This window comes from Cutibacterium sp. LaCa_286 (assembly GCF_057198075.1).
Genome location: NZ_CP191091.1, coordinates 164,999 through 183,765, shown reverse-complemented (window position 1 = coordinate 183,765; position 18,767 = coordinate 164,999). Strand labels below are relative to the sequence as shown.

The 18,767-nt window shown below is 66.2% G+C and carries 16 protein-coding genes, 3 pseudogenes and 1 riboswitch; of the genes and pseudogenes, 9 read left to right on the top strand and 10 right to left on the bottom strand.

Translation table 11 applies throughout. The annotated features are described in order from the left end of the window. Positions 1 to 4: 4 nt before the first annotated feature. Positions 5 to 1,762 carry an arsenical pump-driving ATPase gene (gene arsA, locus ACP8JZ_RS00725; protein WP_484482509.1) on the bottom strand — a complete coding sequence of 586 codons (1,758 nt, stop codon included), beginning with the start codon at positions 1,760 to 1,762 and terminating at the stop codon, positions 5 to 7. A gap of 28 nt (positions 1,763 to 1,790) precedes the next feature. Further along, a complete protein-coding gene (gene arsD / locus ACP8JZ_RS00720) occupies positions 1,791 to 2,246 on the bottom strand; it encodes an arsenite efflux transporter metallochaperone ArsD (protein ID WP_484482770.1) in 456 nt (151 codons plus the stop codon). Positions 2,247 to 2,325: 79 nt separating this feature from the next. Here arsD and ACP8JZ_RS00715 point away from each other — a divergent pair, with 79 nt between their 5' ends. The 5 genes from ACP8JZ_RS00715 (at position 2,326) to ACP8JZ_RS00695 (ending at position 6,659) form a co-directional block, all read left to right on the top strand. After that, positions 2,326 to 2,673 carry an ArsR/SmtB family transcription factor gene (locus tag ACP8JZ_RS00715; RefSeq protein ID WP_002546835.1) on the top strand — a complete coding sequence of 116 codons (348 nt, stop codon included), beginning with the start codon at positions 2,326 to 2,328 and terminating at the stop codon, positions 2,671 to 2,673. A 27-nt stretch (positions 2,674 to 2,700) separates the two neighbouring features. Further along, positions 2,701 to 4,095, top strand: coding sequence for an FAD-dependent oxidoreductase (locus ACP8JZ_RS00710; RefSeq protein WP_002546834.1), 1,395 nt, complete (start codon positions 2,701 to 2,703; stop codon positions 4,093 to 4,095). Between the two features lie 288 nt (positions 4,096 to 4,383). After that, the gene (gene arsB, locus ACP8JZ_RS00705) at positions 4,384 to 5,475 is read left to right on the top strand and encodes an ACR3 family arsenite efflux transporter (protein WP_484482508.1); all 1,092 of its coding nucleotides are present in this window, start codon (positions 4,384 to 4,386) and stop codon (positions 5,473 to 5,475) included. 141 nt (positions 5,476 to 5,616) lie between these two features. Further along, the gene (locus ACP8JZ_RS00700) at positions 5,617 to 5,940 is read left to right on the top strand and encodes a hypothetical protein (RefSeq protein ID WP_008598593.1); all 324 of its coding nucleotides are present in this window, start codon (positions 5,617 to 5,619) and stop codon (positions 5,938 to 5,940) included. A 203-nt stretch (positions 5,941 to 6,143) separates the two neighbouring features. Further along, the gene (locus ACP8JZ_RS00695) at positions 6,144 to 6,659 is read left to right on the top strand and encodes a hypothetical protein (protein WP_484484257.1); all 516 of its coding nucleotides are present in this window, start codon (positions 6,144 to 6,146) and stop codon (positions 6,657 to 6,659) included. On the opposite strand, the gene ACP8JZ_RS00690 is transcribed toward ACP8JZ_RS00695, so the two are convergent. After that, positions 6,622 to 7,071 (bottom strand): hypothetical protein, encoded by a 450-nt coding sequence (locus ACP8JZ_RS00690; RefSeq protein ID WP_002546830.1) that lies wholly within the window; start codon positions 7,069 to 7,071, stop codon positions 6,622 to 6,624. The two genes, ACP8JZ_RS00695 and ACP8JZ_RS00690, sit on opposite strands and share 38 nt — an antisense overlap. Positions 7,072 to 7,145: 74 nt before the next feature. On the opposite strand from ACP8JZ_RS00690, the pseudogene ACP8JZ_RS00685 reads away from it, so the two are divergent. Then, positions 7,146 to 7,566: pseudogene (locus tag ACP8JZ_RS00685) on the top strand (transposase); the annotation flags it as partial. Between the two features lie 144 nt (positions 7,567 to 7,710). Here the strand turns inward: ACP8JZ_RS00685 and ACP8JZ_RS00680 are convergent. The 3 genes and pseudogenes from ACP8JZ_RS00680 to ACP8JZ_RS00670 all read right to left on the bottom strand — a co-directional run. Further along, positions 7,711 to 8,241 carry a 4Fe-4S cluster-binding domain-containing protein gene (locus ACP8JZ_RS00680; protein ID WP_484482507.1) on the bottom strand — a complete coding sequence of 177 codons (531 nt, stop codon included), beginning with the start codon at positions 8,239 to 8,241 and terminating at the stop codon, positions 7,711 to 7,713. A 5-nt stretch (positions 8,242 to 8,246) separates the two neighbouring features. Beyond that, on the bottom strand, positions 8,247 to 10,679 hold the full coding sequence (locus ACP8JZ_RS00675; protein ID WP_484482506.1) for an anaerobic ribonucleoside triphosphate reductase: 2,433 nt from the start codon (positions 10,677 to 10,679) through the stop codon (positions 8,247 to 8,249). Positions 10,680 to 10,727: 48 nt separating this feature from the next. After that, positions 10,728 to 10,943: riboswitch (cobalamin riboswitch) on the bottom strand. A 133-nt stretch (positions 10,944 to 11,076) separates the two neighbouring features. Then, positions 11,077 to 11,208, bottom strand: a pseudogene (locus tag ACP8JZ_RS00670) (LUD domain-containing protein); the annotation flags it as partial. On the opposite strand from ACP8JZ_RS00670, the pseudogene ACP8JZ_RS00665 reads away from it, so the two are divergent. From ACP8JZ_RS00665 to ACP8JZ_RS00655, 3 genes and pseudogenes are all read left to right on the top strand, one after another. After that, a pseudogene (locus tag ACP8JZ_RS00665) lies at positions 11,201 to 12,070 on the top strand (ATP-binding cassette domain-containing protein); the annotation flags it as partial. The pseudogenes ACP8JZ_RS00670 and ACP8JZ_RS00665 sit on opposite strands and share 8 nt — an antisense overlap. 973 nt (positions 12,071 to 13,043) lie before the next feature. Continuing rightward, complete coding sequence (locus ACP8JZ_RS00660) at positions 13,044 to 13,415, top strand: hypothetical protein (RefSeq protein ID WP_004810293.1); 372 nt, start codon at positions 13,044 to 13,046, stop codon at positions 13,413 to 13,415. A 19-nt stretch (positions 13,416 to 13,434) separates the two neighbouring features. Further along, positions 13,435 to 13,632 carry a hypothetical protein gene (locus ACP8JZ_RS00655; protein ID WP_015583419.1) on the top strand — a complete coding sequence of 66 codons (198 nt, stop codon included), beginning with the start codon at positions 13,435 to 13,437 and terminating at the stop codon, positions 13,630 to 13,632. A gap of 244 nt (positions 13,633 to 13,876) precedes the next feature. Here the strand turns inward: ACP8JZ_RS00655 and ACP8JZ_RS00650 are convergent, their stop codons facing one another. From ACP8JZ_RS00650 to ACP8JZ_RS00635, 4 genes are read right to left on the bottom strand one after another with little or no spacing between them, the layout of a single operon-like run. Continuing rightward, entirely contained in the window at positions 13,877 to 14,548 is a 672-nt protein-coding gene (locus ACP8JZ_RS00650; protein ID WP_484482505.1) for a LutC/YkgG family protein, read from the bottom strand. Beyond that, positions 14,548 to 16,080, bottom strand: a complete 1,533-nt coding sequence (locus ACP8JZ_RS00645) for a LutB/LldF family L-lactate oxidation iron-sulfur protein (protein WP_308614480.1) — start codon at positions 16,078 to 16,080, stop codon at positions 14,548 to 14,550. The genes ACP8JZ_RS00650 and ACP8JZ_RS00645 overlap by 1 nt, the downstream gene beginning before the upstream one ends. A 2-nt stretch (positions 16,081 to 16,082) precedes the next feature. Further along, entirely contained in the window at positions 16,083 to 16,874 is a 792-nt protein-coding gene (locus ACP8JZ_RS00640; protein WP_308614479.1) for a (Fe-S)-binding protein, read from the bottom strand. 52 nt (positions 16,875 to 16,926) lie between these two features. Then, positions 16,927 to 18,615, bottom strand: a complete 1,689-nt coding sequence (locus tag ACP8JZ_RS00635) for an L-lactate permease (RefSeq protein ID WP_484482504.1) — start codon at positions 18,613 to 18,615, stop codon at positions 16,927 to 16,929. Positions 18,616 to 18,767 lie beyond the last annotated feature (152 nt).

Sequence of the window (18,767 nt, the reverse complement as noted above, 5' to 3'; positions counted from 1 at the left end):
TGAGTCAGTTGCTGAGAGCGGTGAGCTGTTGCGTGCCGACGGGTTCGCGGGTCTGGGTGGGGATGACGGCCATGCGGTTGGTGGTGGCGGCCACCGCGTCCAGCTGCTGTTGCTCGGAGCGTGCGCGGGTGGCGAGCAGTGGGCTGGTGGGGTGGGCTGCCGCGAGGGAGTTGTTCACGACCCACGCCCACGGGTGGATGTTGGCGCGTTCCAGGTCGCTGGCCAGGGCCTGCGCCTCGGTGACGGGGGTGGTCTCGGGCAGGGTGACCACGATGATCTTGGTGTGGTCGGGGTCTTGGAGCCGCATCAGCGGGGTGGTGACGTGGCCGCGCCGGTCGTCGTCGAGGTGGCGGGTGATGTCGCGGTGGTAGGAACCGGTGGCGTCCATCAGGAGCAGGGTGTGGCCGGTGGGGGCGGTGTCCATGATGACGAACTGGTCGCGGGCCTTGTTCACGGCGCGGCTGAACTGCTGGAAGACGGCGATCTCCTCGGTGCAGGGGCTCATGAGGTCCTCGGCGAGGGCGGCGCGGCCGGCGTCGTCGAGCTTGGCGCCCTTGGAGGCCATGACGTGGTCGCGGTACTCCTGGATGGCCTTCTCAGGGTCGATGGCGCTGACCTCGAGCCCGTCGACGTCGTTGCCGAGGGTGGTCGACAGGTGCGCGGCGGGATCGGTGGTGGTGAGCAGGACCTTCTTGCCGCGCTGGACCAGGGCGATGGCGATGGCGGCTGCGACGGTGGTCTTGCCGACACCGCCCTTGCCCATCGTCATCACGAGCCCATGGTCGGCCTCGGCGAGCTGGTCGACCAGGCCGGCGAGGTGCGGCTGCTGGCCGATGCCCTGCCCGCCGGTGTCCTGCGCGTCGGCCTGCGGGGCGTCCTCGTCGTGGAACAGGGTGGCGAGTGCCTCCAGGCCGACCATGTTGACGCTCTTGAGGCTCACCGTGTCGCGGGGCAGGGCTGCCAGGGCGGCAGGCATGGCAGCGAGCGCGGCCTGTTCGCGGTCGTGGATGGCGCGGGACAGGTCGTCGGTGGCGGCCACGGCGGGCAAGACGCCGTTGACGACCAGGTTGGTGGCGTGGATGTCGAGCTCGGCGAGCTCGTCCAGGGTGCGGGCGACCTCGCGCAGCGTGGACTGCTGGGCCCGGGCGACGAGCACCAGGCGGGTGCTGGTGGGGTCGGTGAGGGCCTCGACGGCGGCGCGGTAGGTGGCGCGGTTCTTCTCGAGCCCGCTCATGGGCCCCAGACAGGACGCGTCGCCCTTGCCGTTGTCAAGGTAGCTGGTCCAGCTGCCGGGCAGCTGCAGCAGGCGGATGGTGTGGCCGGTGGGGGCGGTGTCGAAGATGACGTGGTCGTAGCCGGCGGTGGCCTGGGTGTCGGCGAGCAGGTCGGTGAACTCGTTGAACGAGGCGATCTCGGTGGTGCAGGAGCCCGACAGCTGCTCGGTGATGGCCTCGATCTCCTTGATGGGCAGGACCGCGCGCACCGGTTCCAGGATCTTGTTGCGGTAGGCCTCAGCGGCCTCGTCGGGGTCAATCTCCAGCGCGTCGAGGCCGGGCACCTGCGGAATTGGGGTGATCTTGTTGCCGATGGTGGCACCGAACACCTGGGCGATGTTGCTCGCCGGGTCGGTGCTGACCAGCAGCACCCGCTTGCCCTGGTGGGCGAGGTGCACGGCCGTGGCGCACGCGATGCTGGTCTTGCCGACACCGCCCTTGCCAGTGAAGAAAAAGTGCCGGGGCGGGTTGTCGAGAAACTGGGTCATCACCATCTCCTGAAAGTTCGAGTCGGGGTCAGCAGCAGCCGGACACGGTGCTGGTAGTGGCGGGCTGCCCACAGCAGCCAGTGGACGCGGCGGGGGCTTCCTGCTGCGGGCCGCAGCATCCGCCCTGGGGCTGGGCGTCCTTCGTCGGGTTCAGGCCGGCGTAGCGCTCCAGCTCGTCGCGGCGCGGGTGGCGGCCGGCCAGCACGGTGACGTCGTCGACCAGCGTCAGGGGTAGCCCCTCGGAGCCGGCGGCCTGCAGGAACTTGACGACCACGGGGTGCTCCGCGAACTGCGCCGGCTCGCTGGCCAGATTGGCGCGGTGGACGTCCACCCCCTGCGCCTTGAGGGCGTTGACCGCGGCGGTGAAGTCGACCAGCTCCTGGTCGAGGTCGGGGCCGCAGACCCCGGTGTTGCAACACAGTGCAGGTTCGAAGACACGGATGACGGGCATGGGAAACCTCCGGCTCGGGTGGAGGACGACCATCACGCATTGATGACCGTCGATATGAGTGAGCGTGGCACACATATCGACAAGTGTCAATATGAGCGGGTAGCATGTCTGCATGACCGAACTGCTGGAAGCCCCGATGGCCGCCGCCGAGGCCTGCGCGCCGGGTGGTGGCACGATCTCGATGGAGCAGGCGGAACGGGTTGCGCTCGTCGTGAAGGCGCTCGCTGACCCGGTGCGGCTGCGGATCCTGCACCACATCGCGGCCAGCCGGTGCTCCAGCGTGTGCGCGTGCCACATGCCCGAGGTGTTCGGCGTGACCCAGCCGACGCTGTCACACCACCTGAAGAAGCTGGTCGAGGCCGGGCTGGTGGACAAGGAAATGCGCGGCAAGTGGGCGCACTTCACCCCGCGACCCGAAGGGCTGGCCGCGTTGCACGAGTACCTCGCCATGCTGGGCTGAGGCCCGGCGACCCGAAAGGACATCCCCATGCACGTTGTGTGCGTCGGCGGCAGCGATGCCGGCATCTCCGCGGGGCTGCGTGCCCGCGAACTCGACCCGTCGACCGAGGTCACCGTCGTGGTGGCCGACGCCTACCCGAACTTCTCCATCTGCGGGATCCCCTACTACATCTCCGGCGAGGTCGGAGACTGGCACCACCTGGCACACCGCACCCGCGCCGACCTGGAGGCCGCGGGCCTGCACCTGCTGCTCGACACGCGCGCCACCCGCATCGACGTCGACGCCCGTCAGCTCGAGGCCATCGGACCCGACGACACCCCCGCCCTGGTCGACTACGACGCGCTGGTGGTCGGCACCGGCGCCCGGCCCGTGCGTCCCCCGATCACCGGACTCGACACCCTCGGCGCCGCCGACGGCGTCCACCTGTTGCACTCCATGGGCGACACCTTCGCCCTGGGCGACTCCCTCGAGAAGCTGCAGCCGCGCACCGCCTTGGTTGTCGGCGCCGGCTACATCGGCCTGGAGATGGCCGAAGGCCTCACCACCCGCGGCATCCACGTCACCCAGGTCGAGGCCGCCCCCGAGGTACTGTCCACCCTCGACCCCGAACTCGGTACCCTCGTCCATGCCGAACTCGTGCGGCACGGGGTCGATATCCACACCGGTACGAGCGTCACCGGCATAGCCAAGGGTGCTGACGGCCTGCACGTGACCGGTCAGGCCAGAGACGGCGAAGCCCTGTCGTGGGATGTGGACCTCGTTCTGGTCGTGGTCGGTGTCACCCCCGAGACCGACCTGCTCGTCCGATCTGGAGCCCAGACAGGGCCCCGCGGTGCGGTGCTCGTCGACGAGACGATGGCCACCGGCCTGCCACACGTGTGGGCCGCCGGCGACTGCGTGGCCACCCACCATCGCCTGCTCGGCACCACCTACCTCCCACTGGGCACCACCTCCCACAAACAGGGACGGGTCGCCGGCGAGAACGCGCTGGGCGGCAACGCCCGATTCGCGGGCAGCATCGGCACCCAGGTGCTCAAGGTGTTCGACCTGGTCGCAGCCCGCACCGGGCTGCGGGAGCACGAAGCCATCGCCGCCGGGTTCGACCCCGCCAGCACCACCTCGGCGCCCGACGACCACAAGGCCTACTACCCGGGATCCCACCCCATCACCATCCGCATCACCGGCGACCGCGCCACCGGCAGGCTGCTAGGTGCCCAGCTCGTCGGGCACCTGACCACCGAGACCGCCAAGCGGGTCGACACCTACGCCACCGCGCTCTTCCACGGCATGGACGTGGCCGACATCAATGACCTCGACCTCGCCTACACACCGCCGCTGGGCTCGCCCTGGGACGCCATCCAGATCGCCGCGCAGGCATGGGTGACCCAGCACCAGCCAGCGAGCACTCGCACCCAACCCTGACCCCTTGCAGTAATGAGCGCCCCCGCCGAGCGTGAACCCCGGGGGCGCTCCTCAGCGCGCGCTCACCACCCGCCCACACCCCCGACGGGCCAATCGTCAGCACGCCGCCGCCAAGCCATCCCCACCCCCGCCATGACAGGTGACCTCCACCCGGCCTAGCTCCACGGCCGCACCCCGACGCACCCGAAAGGGTTGAATCTCGACGACGAACACCCCGTGACTTGTCATATTGACGGTTTTCTATATGATGAGGACGTTCATATCGATGATCGTCAATGTGAGGTAGTCATGGCCGTAACCAACACCGAACCACCGTCCACACCGACCCGGACGCCCGTGGCGCAGCAGCTGTCCACGCTCGATCGCTACCTGCCCGTGTGGATCCTCGCGGCCATGGTCGTCGGGCTCCTGCTGGGCCGTGTCGTCCCCGGCATCGGCACGGCGCTGGCCGCCGTCGAGGTGGACGGCGTCTCGCTGCCCATCAGCATCGGGCTGCTCGTGATGATGTACCCGGTGCTCGCCAAGGTCCGATACGACCGGCTCGGGACCGTCACCCACGACCGGCGCATGCTGGTCTCCAGCCTGCTGCTGAACTGGGTCGTCGGTCCCTTGGTGATGTTCACGCTGGCATGGACCTTCCTCGCCGACCTGCCCACCTACCGCACCGGCCTGATCATCGTCGGGCTCGCGCGCTGCATCGCCATGGTCATCATCTGGAACGACCTGGCCTGCGGTGACCGCGAAGCGGCCGCCGTGCTCGTCGCGATCAACTCGATCTTCCAAGTCGTCGCCTTCGCCGCGCTCGGCTGGTTCTACCTGTCCGCCCTGCCCTCCTGGCTCGGCCTCGAGCAGACCAGCCTGAACGTCTCCGCCTGGCAGATCGCCAAGAGCGTCCTGATCTTCCTCGGCATCCCGCTGGTCGCCGGATACCTGACCCGCACCCTGGGCGAGAACGCCTGGGGCCGCGAAACCTACGAGCACAGCTTCCTGCCGAAGATCGGCCCCTGGGCGCTGTACGGGCTTCTGTTCACCGTCGTCGTGCTGTTCGCCCTGCAGGGCGAACAGATCACCAGCCGCCCCCTCGACGTCGTCCGCATCGCCCTGCCGCTCCTGGCCTACTTCGCGGTCATGTGGGGCATCGGCCACCTGCTCGGACGGAGTCTGCACCTGGGCTACGAACGCACCACCACCCTCGCCTTCACCGCCGCCGGCAACAACTTCGAACTCGCCATCGCCGTCGCCATCTCCACCTTCGGTGTCACCTCCGGCCAAGCCCTCGCCGGCGTCGTCGGCCCCCTGATCGAGGTCCCGGCCCTCATCGGACTCGTCTACATCAGCCTCTGGCTGCGCAAACGCTACCCCGTCGACAGCCAGCACTGACCAGCCTTCTCACCCCCACAGGAGCGCCCATCACCACACCACCCACCCAGTGACCCGGCCAACCACACGACCCCGGGCGACCGCCCCCGCGAACGTCCAACCCCAACCCATTCGCTAGAACGATCAACCCAAGAAGGAACCATGCGCTACTACACCTCCGTCGACGGCTACACCATCGACACAGGAAGCAGCCCGTTCACCCCGCAGACCCCCGCGCCCGCCGTCCAGCCCAAGGCCGAAGCGTCGGCCGTCCAGCCCGAGCGCCAAGAGCCCGCCCCCGAAGCGGCTGCCCCGCGAACCTCCGAAGCCAGCAGCGCGCCGTGGAACTACACCACGCGACAGGCCACCCACATCGACGAGGCCGGCTACAGGGACACCACACGGGGCACCATCGCCACCGACAACACCGACTGGAAGGGCGTCACCCGCGGGGTCGTCAAGAGGCGCTTTCCGCCCCAGCACTGACACCAACCCCATGGCACGCAACCCCACGCGCGTGCCATGGGCCTGCTGGCTCGCTTCGAAACCGGGCGGGTAGGTGTCCGCTATCCGATCCCGAACGGATCCTGTCCGCACGTAACGGGGTGGAGCCAATTGAGGCCGTCATTCCGGGGCCGGATTAGCTTGACACAGCCATGGCGGTCTGGGTGCTGGCGCCCGATGTCCCAGTGGATCGCCAGCAGCGGGCTTTGCGGGTGGTTGACGAGTTCTACAAGCGGGCGCTGCAGTACGGCGATGATCTCGAGCCATACGTGGATCGCACCCACCCGGAGGCCGGCTCTTGGCTGGATTCCCGCGAGCACATGCGACACCGTCGGACAGAGGCCAGGTCGAGGTGGGCCGATGCTGCGGGCCTGACCAAGAAGCAGGCACTGAACGTGACCACTGTTGTGGGGGCAGCCGCCGAAGTGGTCTTCAGCCCCAGCGCTGCTCTGGACGTGCGCCTGCTGTGGCGGCTGATGAGCGGCGACGCCCACGCCCTGACGTGGCAGCTGGTGGGCCGCAGCACCCTCACCCAGCATGTCGGCGGGGGCATGGCCGAGTTCGCGGCGGGTGGCGACCTGGTCGAGCTGGCCGACGTCTTTGGCAAGTGCTATCGCCTCACCAAGCAGGGTTGGTCGCTGTTCGACCGTCGATGCGAAACACCTAAGCAACCTTGCCCTGCTGCTTCGGCGTCACGATGACCGTCTCGGGGTTCACGATCCTCTTCCGCCAGTCCTTGTAGGCGTTCTCCTTGGTGCCGGGGGCCGCCAGCTCGATAGTGAACAGTGCGTCGATCAGGGCCCGCTTCTCGTCCTGGTCGAGCAGGGCCCACTCGTTGGCCACGGTCTCCGGGGGCACATCGAGAATGCGCTGGGCCACCGGGGAGACCGGGGCTGGCAGTTGCTCCTCCAACGCCGCGCGACGCGCGGCGAGCCGCTTGTTGGCGGCCTTGAACTGAGCGTCGTCCATCTCGTCGTCGGCCAGCATTGTGGCGTAGTGGATCCTCTTGGCGTCGATGTCGGCCAACTCCCGCTGGATGGCGGCCGCATCGACGTCGGGCGCGGCGGGTGCCAACAGGGCCCTCATCTCGACCTTGCGCAGGGCCTTGACCATGAGGTCTTCGACCAGGTCGTCGATGGGCGCGGATTCCCTGTAGACATGCGTCTGGTCGGTGCGGCAGCGGTAACGGCGCCGACCTGCTCAACGACAAGCAGAAGGACCGACTGGACACCCTGCTCGCCGACGACGCCCACGTCGAGGTCGAGGTCACGGAGCGTCTACCAGCGCATGATCGCCGCCTACCGCCACGAGAACCGGCGCCACGGCCGCGAGCTGATGGCCCGGCTCATCGACTCGATCAGCACCGGCGTCCCCAAGGCCCTGGTCGAGATCACCAAGCTCGGCAGGACGCTGAAGAAGCGCGCCGCCGACGTGCTGGCCTACTTCGACCGGCCCAGCACCTCCAACGGGCCCACCGAGGCGATCAACGGCAGGCTCGAGCACCTGCGCGGCTCGGCACTGGGGTTCCGCAACCTGACCAACTACATCGCCAGATCCCTGCTCGAGACCGGCGGGTTCAGACCCCGACTACACCCTGGATTCGGATGAGCCGAATTTCCTTGGCGTCCATAAAGAGGGTCACGTCGAGATGACGTGCTCATCCCTGACAAACCACCGGAGCACAACAGTCCCACGCTCGACACAGCGACTCATCTCGGCGGAAAGACGCCTGGCCCTGGGGACACTGGTGGATCATCGCTGGCGTTGCATGGACTCGACCGTCGAGTTCTCCTCCCATTCCACCGCGGTGCCCGCCGCCAAGGAGGCGGGCACATCGATGAGGCGCTGGTTGTCACTGCCCCGCCACGCCAGGGCGAGGGTACGACGAGCCAGCAGGAACGGGCCGTCCACCAGCACGTCGACCTCACCGAACAGCCGGGCGAGGTCGGGCTCGGCCTGGGCACGGCACAGCAGCACCTCGAACCGGTGACCCGACCAGCACCACACGTCCCACCCGATCTCGTGGGCGTGACGCGCGAGCACAGCAGCATCGGCGGCCTGCTCGCTGGCCTCGCCGCCGGTGAGCGTGAGCCCCTGCGCCAGCGACGAGGCACGCATGTCGGCCATGATCTCCGCCACCGGCATCACTGCACCACCGCACGGGTCCCAGCTGGCAGGATTCTGGCACCCTCGGCAGTGCAGGGAGCAGCCTTGGGCGAAGACGGCGTATCGCACCCCGGGTCCGTCGACGATGGACTCGGGCTCGATCCCCGCGATCCTCATCTGCGTCAGCCGTGCCGGACGCGGTCGTTGACCTCGGCGCGCTTGGCGTCGTTGAACCGGTCCAGCCCACCGACGAGGTAGCCGGTGATACGACGGATCCGCTCGAACGGCCCGGACTCCTCACCACGCCCGCACCGGGGGCACTCGTCGTCGATGATTCCGGTGTAGCCACACACCGGATCACGATCGACCGGGTGGTTGATCGAACCGTATCCCACACCGGCGTCGTGCATGGCCCGCACGATCGTCTCGAACGCCTCGACGTTGCGGCTGGGATCGCCGTCGAGCTCGACGTAGGAGATGTGCCCACCGTTGGTCAGCGCATGGAACGGCGCCTCCAGACGGATCTTCTCGGCTGCACCGATGTGGTGCCAGACCGGGATGTGGAACGAGTTGGTGTAGTAGTCGCGGTCGGTGATTCCCGGCAACGCACCGAACCGTTCCCGGTCCATCCGCACGAACCTGCCCGACAGCCCCTCGGCCGGGGTGGCCAGGGTGGAGAAGTTGAGCCCGGTCTCCTCGGCGGCACGGTCGGTACGCTCCCGCAGATGGCTGATGAATCGGTATCCGAGGTCCCAGGCCTCCTGGGACTGCCCGTGATGGGCCCCCACGAGGGCGGTGAGGGTCTCGGCCAGGCCGATGAACCCGATCGAGAGGGTTCCGTGGCGCAGCACCTCCTCGATGCTGTCGTCGGAGCCGAGCCCCGCAGAGTCGATCCACACACCCTGCCCCATGAGGAACGGGAAGTTGCGCACCTTCTTGCGAGCCTGGATCTTGAATCGTTCCAGCAGCTGATCGATGACCAGGTCGATGGATGCGTCGAAGTCCGACATGAACCGATCGACGTCATGGTCTGCCTGGATGCCCAGACGCGGCAGGTTGATGCTGGTGAACGAGAGGTTGCCACGCCCCCAGGTCTGCGCCCTGCTGGTGTCGTGGACGTTGGACATGACGCGGGTGCGGCAGCCCATGTAGGCGATCTCGGTCTCGGGGTGGCCGGGGCGGTGGTACTCGGCGTTGAAGGGGGCGTCCTGGAAGGAGAAGTTCGGGAAGAGACGCTCGGCGCTGGTGCGGCAGGCCAGCTGGAAGAGGTCGTGGTTGGGGTCGCCAGGATGGTAGTTGACCCCTTCCATGACGCGGAAGATCTGGATCGGGAAGATCGCCGTCTCGCCATTGCCCAGCCCGGCGCGGGTGGCCTCCAGCAGGCAGCGCATCACCAGCCGGGCCTCCGGGCTCGTGTCGGTGCCGTAGTTGATCGAGGAGAACGGCGTCTGGGCACCGGCGCGCGAGTTCATCGTGTTGAGGTTGGCGATGAAGGCCTCCATCGCCTGGTAGGTGGCTCGTTCGGTCTCGGCCACCGAGCGGGTGCGCACCTCGTGGTGGACTCGGGCCACCTGCTCGGCGGAGAGTTCGGGCCAGGCCTCGGCGAGTCGTTCCCGCTCGGCGTGCTGGGTGGCGTCGTCGGCCTCCAGGGGCCAGGTGGCGGCAAGCTGCGTCACCTCGTCCTGACGTTCCTGGTCAGCACCGAGGACGCCAGCGGACTGAGCCATGTTGGCTCGCATCCGATCGGCGCAGGTGAGGGCGACGCCGGGGGCCATGTCCCGGTCGAAGTTGGGGACGGCCTGACCACCATGCTGGTCGTTCTGGTTGGACTGGATCGCGATGCACGCCAGGGCTGCGTAGGAGTTGATCGAACGCGGGGAGCGCAGGTGTCCGTGCCCGGTGGAGAAACCGGTGCGGAACAGCTCGCTGAGGTTGATCTGGCAGCAGGTGGTCGTCAGGGTGAGGAAGTCGAGGTCGTGGATGTGGATGTCACCGTCCCGGTGGGCGGCGGCATGGGCCGGGTCGAGCACCGAGAGCAGGTTGAACTGCTTGGCCGACTCGGTGCCGAAGCGCAGCATCGAGCCCATCGCGGTGTTGCCGTCGACGTTGGCGTTCTCACGCTTGACGTCGCTGTCCCTGGCATCGGAGAAGGTGATCTCGCGCAGTGAGGTCATGAGGGCCGACTGCTGCTCGCGAGCCGTGGAGCGGCGCTGCCGGTAGAGGATGTACGCCTTGGCCGTCTCGGCCTGGCCGCGCTCCATGAGGACCTTCTCCACGACGTCCTGGATGTGCTCGACGTCGGGGATCACGGGGCCGGTCGCGGTGGCAGCCACCGTACCGGCACCGGGGCGCTGCTCGCTGCGTAGTTCGTCGACGACGGCCAGTGCGACGCTCAGCGAGATGGCCTCGGCCTCGGCGACGCCGGTGGCCTCCAGGGCCTTGCGAGCGGCATGGGCGATGCGGGCTGGGTCGAAGGCGACGATGCGCCCGTCGCGCTTGCGCACCTGACGCAGCACGGTGGAGGACGTCTGCCCCGGTCCATGCGACGTGAGCTGGGACGTGGTGGTGTGCCTCACGGGTGTGGTCGAGGGCGTCTGGGGGTGGTGTACGGTCATGTCTCTCCTCGGAGTTCGCCGCCCCTGTCACAGGGCTCGTGCAGCCGGGTCACAGCCCGGGTACTGGCAGGTCTTCGGACTCGGGGACGCGATCGTTCGATCTCCTACTGGGCGACGCTTCCCAGCCAGTGGCCAGTGCGTGTGTCGCCGGTCGTTTCCCCATACCGCTGCGGGACAGTCCCGGATTCCCACCGGGTTCCCTCTTGGCTCTCATATCCCAACATCTTGTGTTTGGACTGAAAGACCAGTACGACATCTAGTTATACACCATGTGGGACCTTCCGGCAGGCACACCCTGGGGCGTGTTCGGTGCAGGCGAATCTGCGGGCATGGGGAACGCCTCCACCCGATTGCTCGAGCGGAGGCGTTCCTCAAGGGATTGCGTCAGTCGATCGGCTCACTGATCTTTCACGACGACGACGTGGAGCTGACGTGGTCCGTGCACCCCATTGACTCGGGCCAGCTCGATGTCACTGGTCGCCGAACCGCCCGAGATCCACGTCAGCGGGTGATGATCGAGCACGGCCGGACAGATCCTGGCAGCCGGTCTGGCCGTCGTCTCCGCTCTGTGGATCGGTGGCAATGCGGTTGCCGACGGGCGTATCGGTGGGCGAATCCTGGCTGTGCTGGTCCTGACCCCGCTGGCCCTCCACGAGGTGTTCGGTGCCTTCACCGGGGCTGCCCAGACCCACACCCGGGCCAAGGCAGCACTACTGCGGGTCGTCGAAGTGTTGGACGCCCCGCAAGTCGGGACAGGAGACTCCCCCACCGCCGGGGCATCTGAGGAGGAGCCCTCCCTCGTCATCGACGGATTGACGGTCGGGTGGCCGGGTGGCCACCCCGTGCTGTCCGATGTGAATCTGACGGTTGCTACCGGGGAATCGGTGGCCGTCGTCGGGCGGTCGGGTATCGGCAAGACGACCCTCGCCGCAACCATCATGGGACTCATCCCGCCGCTGGCCGGTTCCGTGACGACGACCGGACGGGTGCGATACCTGGCCCAGAACGCTCATGTCTTCGCGACCTCGATCAGCGAGAACGTGCGCATCGGATGCAAGGACGCCACCAAGTCCGAGGTCGCCACTGCTCTGGATCGGGCCGGATTGACCATCCCGCCAGAAAGAGTCGTGGCCGAAGACGGCGGAACCTTGTCCGGTGGCGAGGCACAAAGGCTCGCCTTGGCTAGGGTGCTCGTCAACCACGACACATCCGAAGACCCTTCGGCCCATGATGTCCTCATCCTCGACGAACCGAGTGAGCACCTCGACGTCGAGACGGCCACCGCCATCATGGATGACCTGTGGGCGTCCACCCCCAAAGCCGCCAAGCTCGTCATCACCCACGACCCGCTCGTGATGGCCCGATGTGACCGGGTGTGGGACGTGGGCTAACTTACGCAGCAAACTCGCCGGGGACCGCCAACGTCGGACACACCGGGAGCATCTCCCCGGAACCTGCAACTTGCATTGGCGTCTCGACCTACCCACACCGTAGGTTCCTAGAACGCAGCAGATGCCCTTGCCCACTAGGCTCGCTGGCCATTAACCCTCGCTTAAGTCAGTGCAAGCACGGGTTTCCGACGCCCCAATGCGTCCTCCCCGGTCTCCCGAGGCAAACCTTTCCCGGCCCCAACGACGGGAGTCACTCAACCTCACGAACCAGCTGCAGTGGCGACCTTCAGCATTAAATGAGACTAATCTGAAATCTACACGGTCGTTACTTAATTGTGACACCCTCCACGTTATGATTTCGGCTGTGTCATCCATACGGCCCTCTCTTCAGATCCCCTTCGTCTATCTCACTACTGTCTGCCTCCTCGCAACAGCCGCACCTGCCTCTGCACATTCCACAACCTCCCTCAGTGCAGACGACAGTGCAGCACTCACCCGCAGTGCAGCCGCCTCCGCCAGTGTCGCACCAACAACATACCGAGAGTTCGTTAGTGATAGTCCTACGACTGCATCAACAGCTCAGGACACCGAACGTACTGAAGTTCGTGCCTCTAACAGCGGTAATTCAATTACTCACTTCTCAAACAATGAGTCTTTCTCAGTTTCCCTACCCGGGTCCTCCAGCACCGTCACGAGGAGCAGCGATAGCACAGTCGCAACTCTCGGCGACGGTGCCAGATCGGATAACTTTACACTAGCTATCACCAGCCCTGCTGAAGGTGAAGCAGCAGTCCACTCAATCCTCCTGACTGAGAGCGCTCCTCAAACGTTCTCCTACACCTTCCACGACATCACTCGGATCAGCAGCGACGGGCATGGCGGCGCTGATCTGTTTTATGCGGATTCGAACGACGAACTCGTTCAAGTTGGGCACGTCGAGCGTGCATGGGCTCGCGACGCAATCGGCCGGCCTGTGCCAACGCATTACGAGATCCATGGTAAAAAGCTCACCCAGGTCGTTGATCACAGAAGCGGTGGCTACACCTATCCAATCGTCGCCGACCCATCGTGGTCGGAAATCTGGTCCGCAATCAAGCATGGCGGATCGAAGGTCGCCAGCGCAGCCAAGTGGCTTGGCTCGAAAGCTGGATGGGTCGTTGGCAAGAGTTGGTCAGGCGTCAAGGTAATGGCCCCAAAGGGACTCAAAGCGGGGAAGTTCCTCGCGAAGAAGGTCGGACCGGGGGCCATTGTGCTCTGTGCTGCGGGAGCTGGCTGGGCTTGGTACCGCTCCGACGCACACGGCTGGGTCCGCGTTGGTGACACTGTCAGCGGCTGCCTATTCTAGTCTAAGGATATTCATCACCATGTCTCAACACTCTTTGCGCAACGCCTTCCTGGCCTTGGTCGGCTGGCTTGTCGCCGGTTTCATCGTCGTCAAAATCACCGATGCGCTCACCCACGGCACGCACTGGTGGATCTACATCCCGTTCGCTGTGATCGGCCTCGCGTCAGGGGCCATTCATGCTGCCACCGCACGTAGTAGAAGCTCGGACTCTCATTGACGCAGGCGCCTCCCGCCAGCCCCGCACGCAATACGCCCCCACCCCACGGCCCTGCCCTGCTCCCACCCCCGTGTGGTATTCGCGCTCCTGACACGGACCCGTGCCACGAGAGATGGCACCACCGGCACGCAGAACCCGCATCACCACACGCCGACACACAACCAGGCGGCCCCGGTCAAACCGGGACCGCCTGGCCTGGACGCGTGTGAACTACCTGGCGTGCCTCATCACGCCAGGGTCCGAATCACTGATCTTTCACGACGACGACGTGGAGCTGACGTGGTCCGTGCACCCCATTGACTCGGGACAGCTCGATGTCGCTGGTCGCCGAACCACCCGAGATCCACGTCAACGGGTGATGGTCGAGCACGGCCGGCTTGACGGCCTGCACGGCCTCCGGCACATCGGAGACGACCTGGCTTGCCTTGATCACGCAGACGTGACGGTCGGGAACCAGGGTGAGGGCACGTCGTCCCTGGTCGGCCAGATGGGTGAGCACGATGGTGCCGGTGTCGGCCACACCGGAGGCAGCTGCCGTGACGACGGCCTGGGTGTTGTCCAGTTCGGTCTTGCTCAGTTCCGGATCGTCGACACGAACCTCGATGCCAGCCTCGGCGATGGCCGTGCGCCAGGACTCGTCGAGTCCGGGGGGGACGACGACGGACTCGTCGGCACCGGTCTCCTTGAGGGCGTCGACGACGGCCTGGGGCACGTCGACGGCGGGAACCTCCACGACGGAACAGTTGTAGTCGCGCACCCGCTGCACGAAGGTGCCCACGACGTCGTCCATGTCGATACCCCGACCGTACTGCCAGGTGATCGGCGCATCCTTCTGCGGATCGGACTGCGTGACGTCTGCGGTGGCCTGGCGGATTCGGGCCAGGATGTCCTCACGGGCCTGAACTTCGTCGATCATCAGTGCTCCTCCCGATTCTTCTTCCACCAGTTGCGGAAACTCTGCGACGGGATCTCGTCGACGTCGCGGTACTTGAGCCATCGTTCGGCCACGGGAACCGGGATCGGCCCCAGCTTCTTGCCGCGCATCACCTTGCCGGCCAGCTGCGAGCCCTTCTGGACCATCTCGAAGTGTTTGGCGTCACCCAGGGCCCACTGTGAGGTCTTCATGAGCCCCATCTCACCGGCCACCTCGTAGTCGGCGGGGATCTTGTCGGCCTTCTCGGACTGCACGACACGCTGACGCAGGTGCACGAGGATGTCGGTGAAGGGGATCTTCACCGGGCACACCTCGTTGCACGCACCACACAACGAGCAGGCGTAGGGCAGGCCCCGGTCGACGGGATCCTCCACACCACGCAGCTGCGGGTTGAGGGCGGCACCGATCGGTCCGGGGTACACCGAACCGTAGGCGTGGCCGCCGGTGCGCTCGTAGACCGGGCAGATGTTGAGGCAGGATGCGCAGCGGATGCAGCGCAGCACCTCGCGTCCCAGCTCGTCGGCCAGAGCGTCGGTACGACCGTTGTCCATGAAGATGACGTGCTGCTCCTGGGGGCCGTCACCCTCGGTGACACCGCTCCACATCGAGTTGTAGGGGTTCATCCGCTCGCCGGTGCCCGAACGGGGCAGCAGCTTGAGGAACACCTCGAGGTCGTCGTAGCTGGGCAGCACCTTCTCGATACCGACGACCGACACGAGGGTCTCGGGCAGGGTGAGGCACATGCGGCCATTGCCCTCGGACTCCACGATGACCAGTGATCCGGTGTCGGCGAGCACGAAGTTGCCACCCGAGACGGCCACCTTGGCGCGCAGGAACTTCTCACGCAGGTGCAGACGGGCCGCGTTGGTGAGCTCCGGCGGGTTCTCCGAGATGTCCTCGGGGGCCGGGCGGCCGTAGTTCTTCATCTCCTGCAGGAAGATCTCCCGCACCTCGGAACGGTTGCGGTGGATGGCCGGCACGACGATGTGGGAGGGGCGGTCGTGGCCCAACTGCACGATGAGCTCGGCCAAGTCGGTCTCCCAGGCGGCGATGCCCTGTTCCTCCAGATACTCGTTGAGGTCGGTCTCCTGGGTGGTGATGGACTTGATCTTGACGACCTCGTCCACCCCCTTGGCCTTCGCGACCTGGGCGACGATCTCGTTGGCCTCCTGGGCGTTGCGGGCCCAGTGCACGTGCACCCCGTTGGCCTTGAGGGATTCCTCGGCCTGCAGCAGGTAGGTGTCCAGGTGACGCCCCACCCGGTCCTTGATCTCCTTGGCGGCACCACGCAGATCCTCCCAGTCCGGGGACTCGGAGACGCGCATGGCGCGCTTGTTGCGGATCGTCGTGGTGGCGTTGCGCATGTTCTTGCGCTGCACACCAATGCTCAGCTCATGCTTGGCGGCCTCGGAGAACTTCGGCATCCCCAGGAACGTTCCGGGGTTGTCCGGGGCCGGGGTGAGACGGGCCACCCCGTTGTTGCCCTCGGTGATCCGACGTAGTTCGGTGGTCATGGTCAGTCCTCCTCCGTGTTCGCCAGGATCTCGGCGAGGTGAATGGGCTTGACGCCAGAGTTCTGCCGCGACAGCACACCGCCGATGTTGAGCAGGCAGGAGTTGTCACCTGCGACGACGTACTCGGCGCCGGTCTCGCGCACGTGGCGGGCCTTGTCGGCCGCCATGGCGGCGCTGACGTCGGGGTTCTTGACACTGAACGTGCCGCCGAAACCGCAGCACTGCTCCTCGGCGGGCAGGTCCACCAGGGTCATGCCGCGCACGTTCTGGAGCAGTTTGAGTGGTCGGTCGCCCAGGTGGATGAGACGGCGTCCGTGACATGACGGGTGGTAGGTGACCGAGTGCGGGAAGTACGCACCGACGTCGGTGACACCCAGCACGTCGACGAGAAACTCCGGCAGATCGTAGATGCGCTTGCTGGTCTGGGCCGCTGCTCGCTCGAGCCCCTTGTCGCCGATGTGCTCGGCGATCATGGTGTGCTGGTCACGCACGGCTGCGACACACGAGCCCGACGGGGCGACGACGTAGTCGTAGTCGCTGAACGCGTCGACGTAGGAACGGATCATCGGAACCGTCTCGTCGAAGTATCCGGTGTTGGTGGTGATCTGGCCGCAGCAGGTCTGCTCGTAGGGGAACTCGACGGTGCAGCCGAGTCGCTCGAGCAGGCTGGTGACGGCCTGCCCGGTGCGAGGGAACATGACGTCGTTGATGCACGTGATGAACAGTGCGACGGTCATCCCCTGACCGGGACGCCCAACCTTCTCGGTGGCGTTCTGCGGGGTGATGGTGGTCATTGGAGCACCTCCTGATGGTGCATGGAAGGGGTTGACGACGTGACAGTAGTAATCATGGCACCATCCAGCCCAGGACCGGGGTGGACATGAGTCCAACGAGGATACACATGAGTACCAGCAGGATGAGCGAGTACTTGAACACCTTTCTCAGGATGACCGACTCGCCACCAGTCAGACCGATGGCCGTGGCAGCCACGGTGAGCGACTGCGGAGAGATCATCTTACCGACGACACCGCCGGAGGCACCGGCACCGACGAGCAGGTGCTTGGTGCCCGCCACGCCCAGGTGGGATCCGGCACCGATCTGGTCACCCACGCTGGCCTGCAGCTGGGAGAACAGGATGTTGGCCGAGGTGTCCGAACCGGTGACATAGGTACCGATCCAGCCGAGGATCGGGGCGAGGAACGGGTAGACGGCACCGGCACCGGCAATGAACAGGCCCAGGGCGAGGGTCTGGCCCGAGTCGCCCATGACGTAGGCCAGGGCGACGACCGCGCCGATCGTCAGGGCGGAGAACTTCATCTTCTTGGCGTTGGTCCACAGCTCGGTGAAGATGTCCTTGACCGGCACCTGGTAGATGAGTCCGACGAGGATGGCGACGATGGCCAGCAGGAATCCGGGTTGCGACAGCCAGGGCCAGGTGAAGCTCTGGTGGGCCGATGGTGCGCCGGAGGCGGACATGAGTCCCGAGAGCCCAGGCCAGTTCATCGGGGTGTCCGCCTTGACCAGGTCCTGTTTGATACTGGGGATGGCTGCCACGGAGAAGACGACGATGACGAGGATGTAGGGCACCAGGGCCATGAAGATACGGTGGCCGGTGAGACCTTCGGTGGAGGGGGCCTCGGCCGAGACGGGTTCGGTCTCCAGTGCCTCGTCCATGGGGATGCCGATACGCTCGGCGGCTTCGCGGCCGCCCTTGGGCTTCCACACCTTGAGGAAGATCATGGCCAGGGCGACGGTGACGACGGCGGCGAAGATCTCGGTGAGGTTGTACACGGCTGTGCTGCCGACGATGATCTTGGTGGCTCCGAAGACGATGCCGACGAACAGGCCGAACGGCCACACCTCCCTGACGCCCTTGCGGCCGTCCATGATGGCCAGCATGAGGAAGGGCACCACCAGGCAGAGCACGGCACACACCCGGGCGGTGATCGGGGCGACGTCGGTGACGTTGAGCCCACCGGTCTTGGCGGCCATGAGCACCGGCAGACCGACGGCGCCGAAGGCCACCGGAACGGTGTTGGCGACCAGGGCCGTCACTGCGGCACGCAGCTTGCCGAAGCCGATGGCAACGAGCATGGCGGCGGCGATGGCCACCGGGGCACCGAAGCCGGCCAGGGCCTCGAGCAGACCGCCGAAGCAGAAGGCGATGAGGATGCCGAGCACACGCGGGTCGTCACTGATGAGGAAGAAGGTGCGGCGCAGGTCGTCGAAACGACCCGAGATCACCGTCACCTGGTACATCCAGATGGCACTCAGCAGGATCCACACGATGGGGAACAGACCGTAGAGGAAACCCTCCACACTGCTGGAGAATGCCGTACCGAACGGCATCTTGAAGGCGGTGATCGCCACGACGAGGGCGACGAGCCACGAGAAGAGGCCGGCCCAGTGGGCTTTCCATCGCAGAGCGCCCAGGGTGATGAGCATGGAAAGAATGGGTAGCAGCGCCACCAGGGCAGACAGCCACTGCTTCCCCAGGGGGTTGGGATCAGGCGTGAACGCCTCGAGCAATACCATCGGGACTCCGTTGTTCCACAGTTTTGTTGTTCCACAATTTTTCAGGGCAAGGTGCAGGGATGGCCACGCGTCCCAGCGAGCACATCCGTGCAGGACCGTTATTGGTCCGACCAATAACATTGAGCCTATGGGGCGAGATTTCGCGTCGTCAA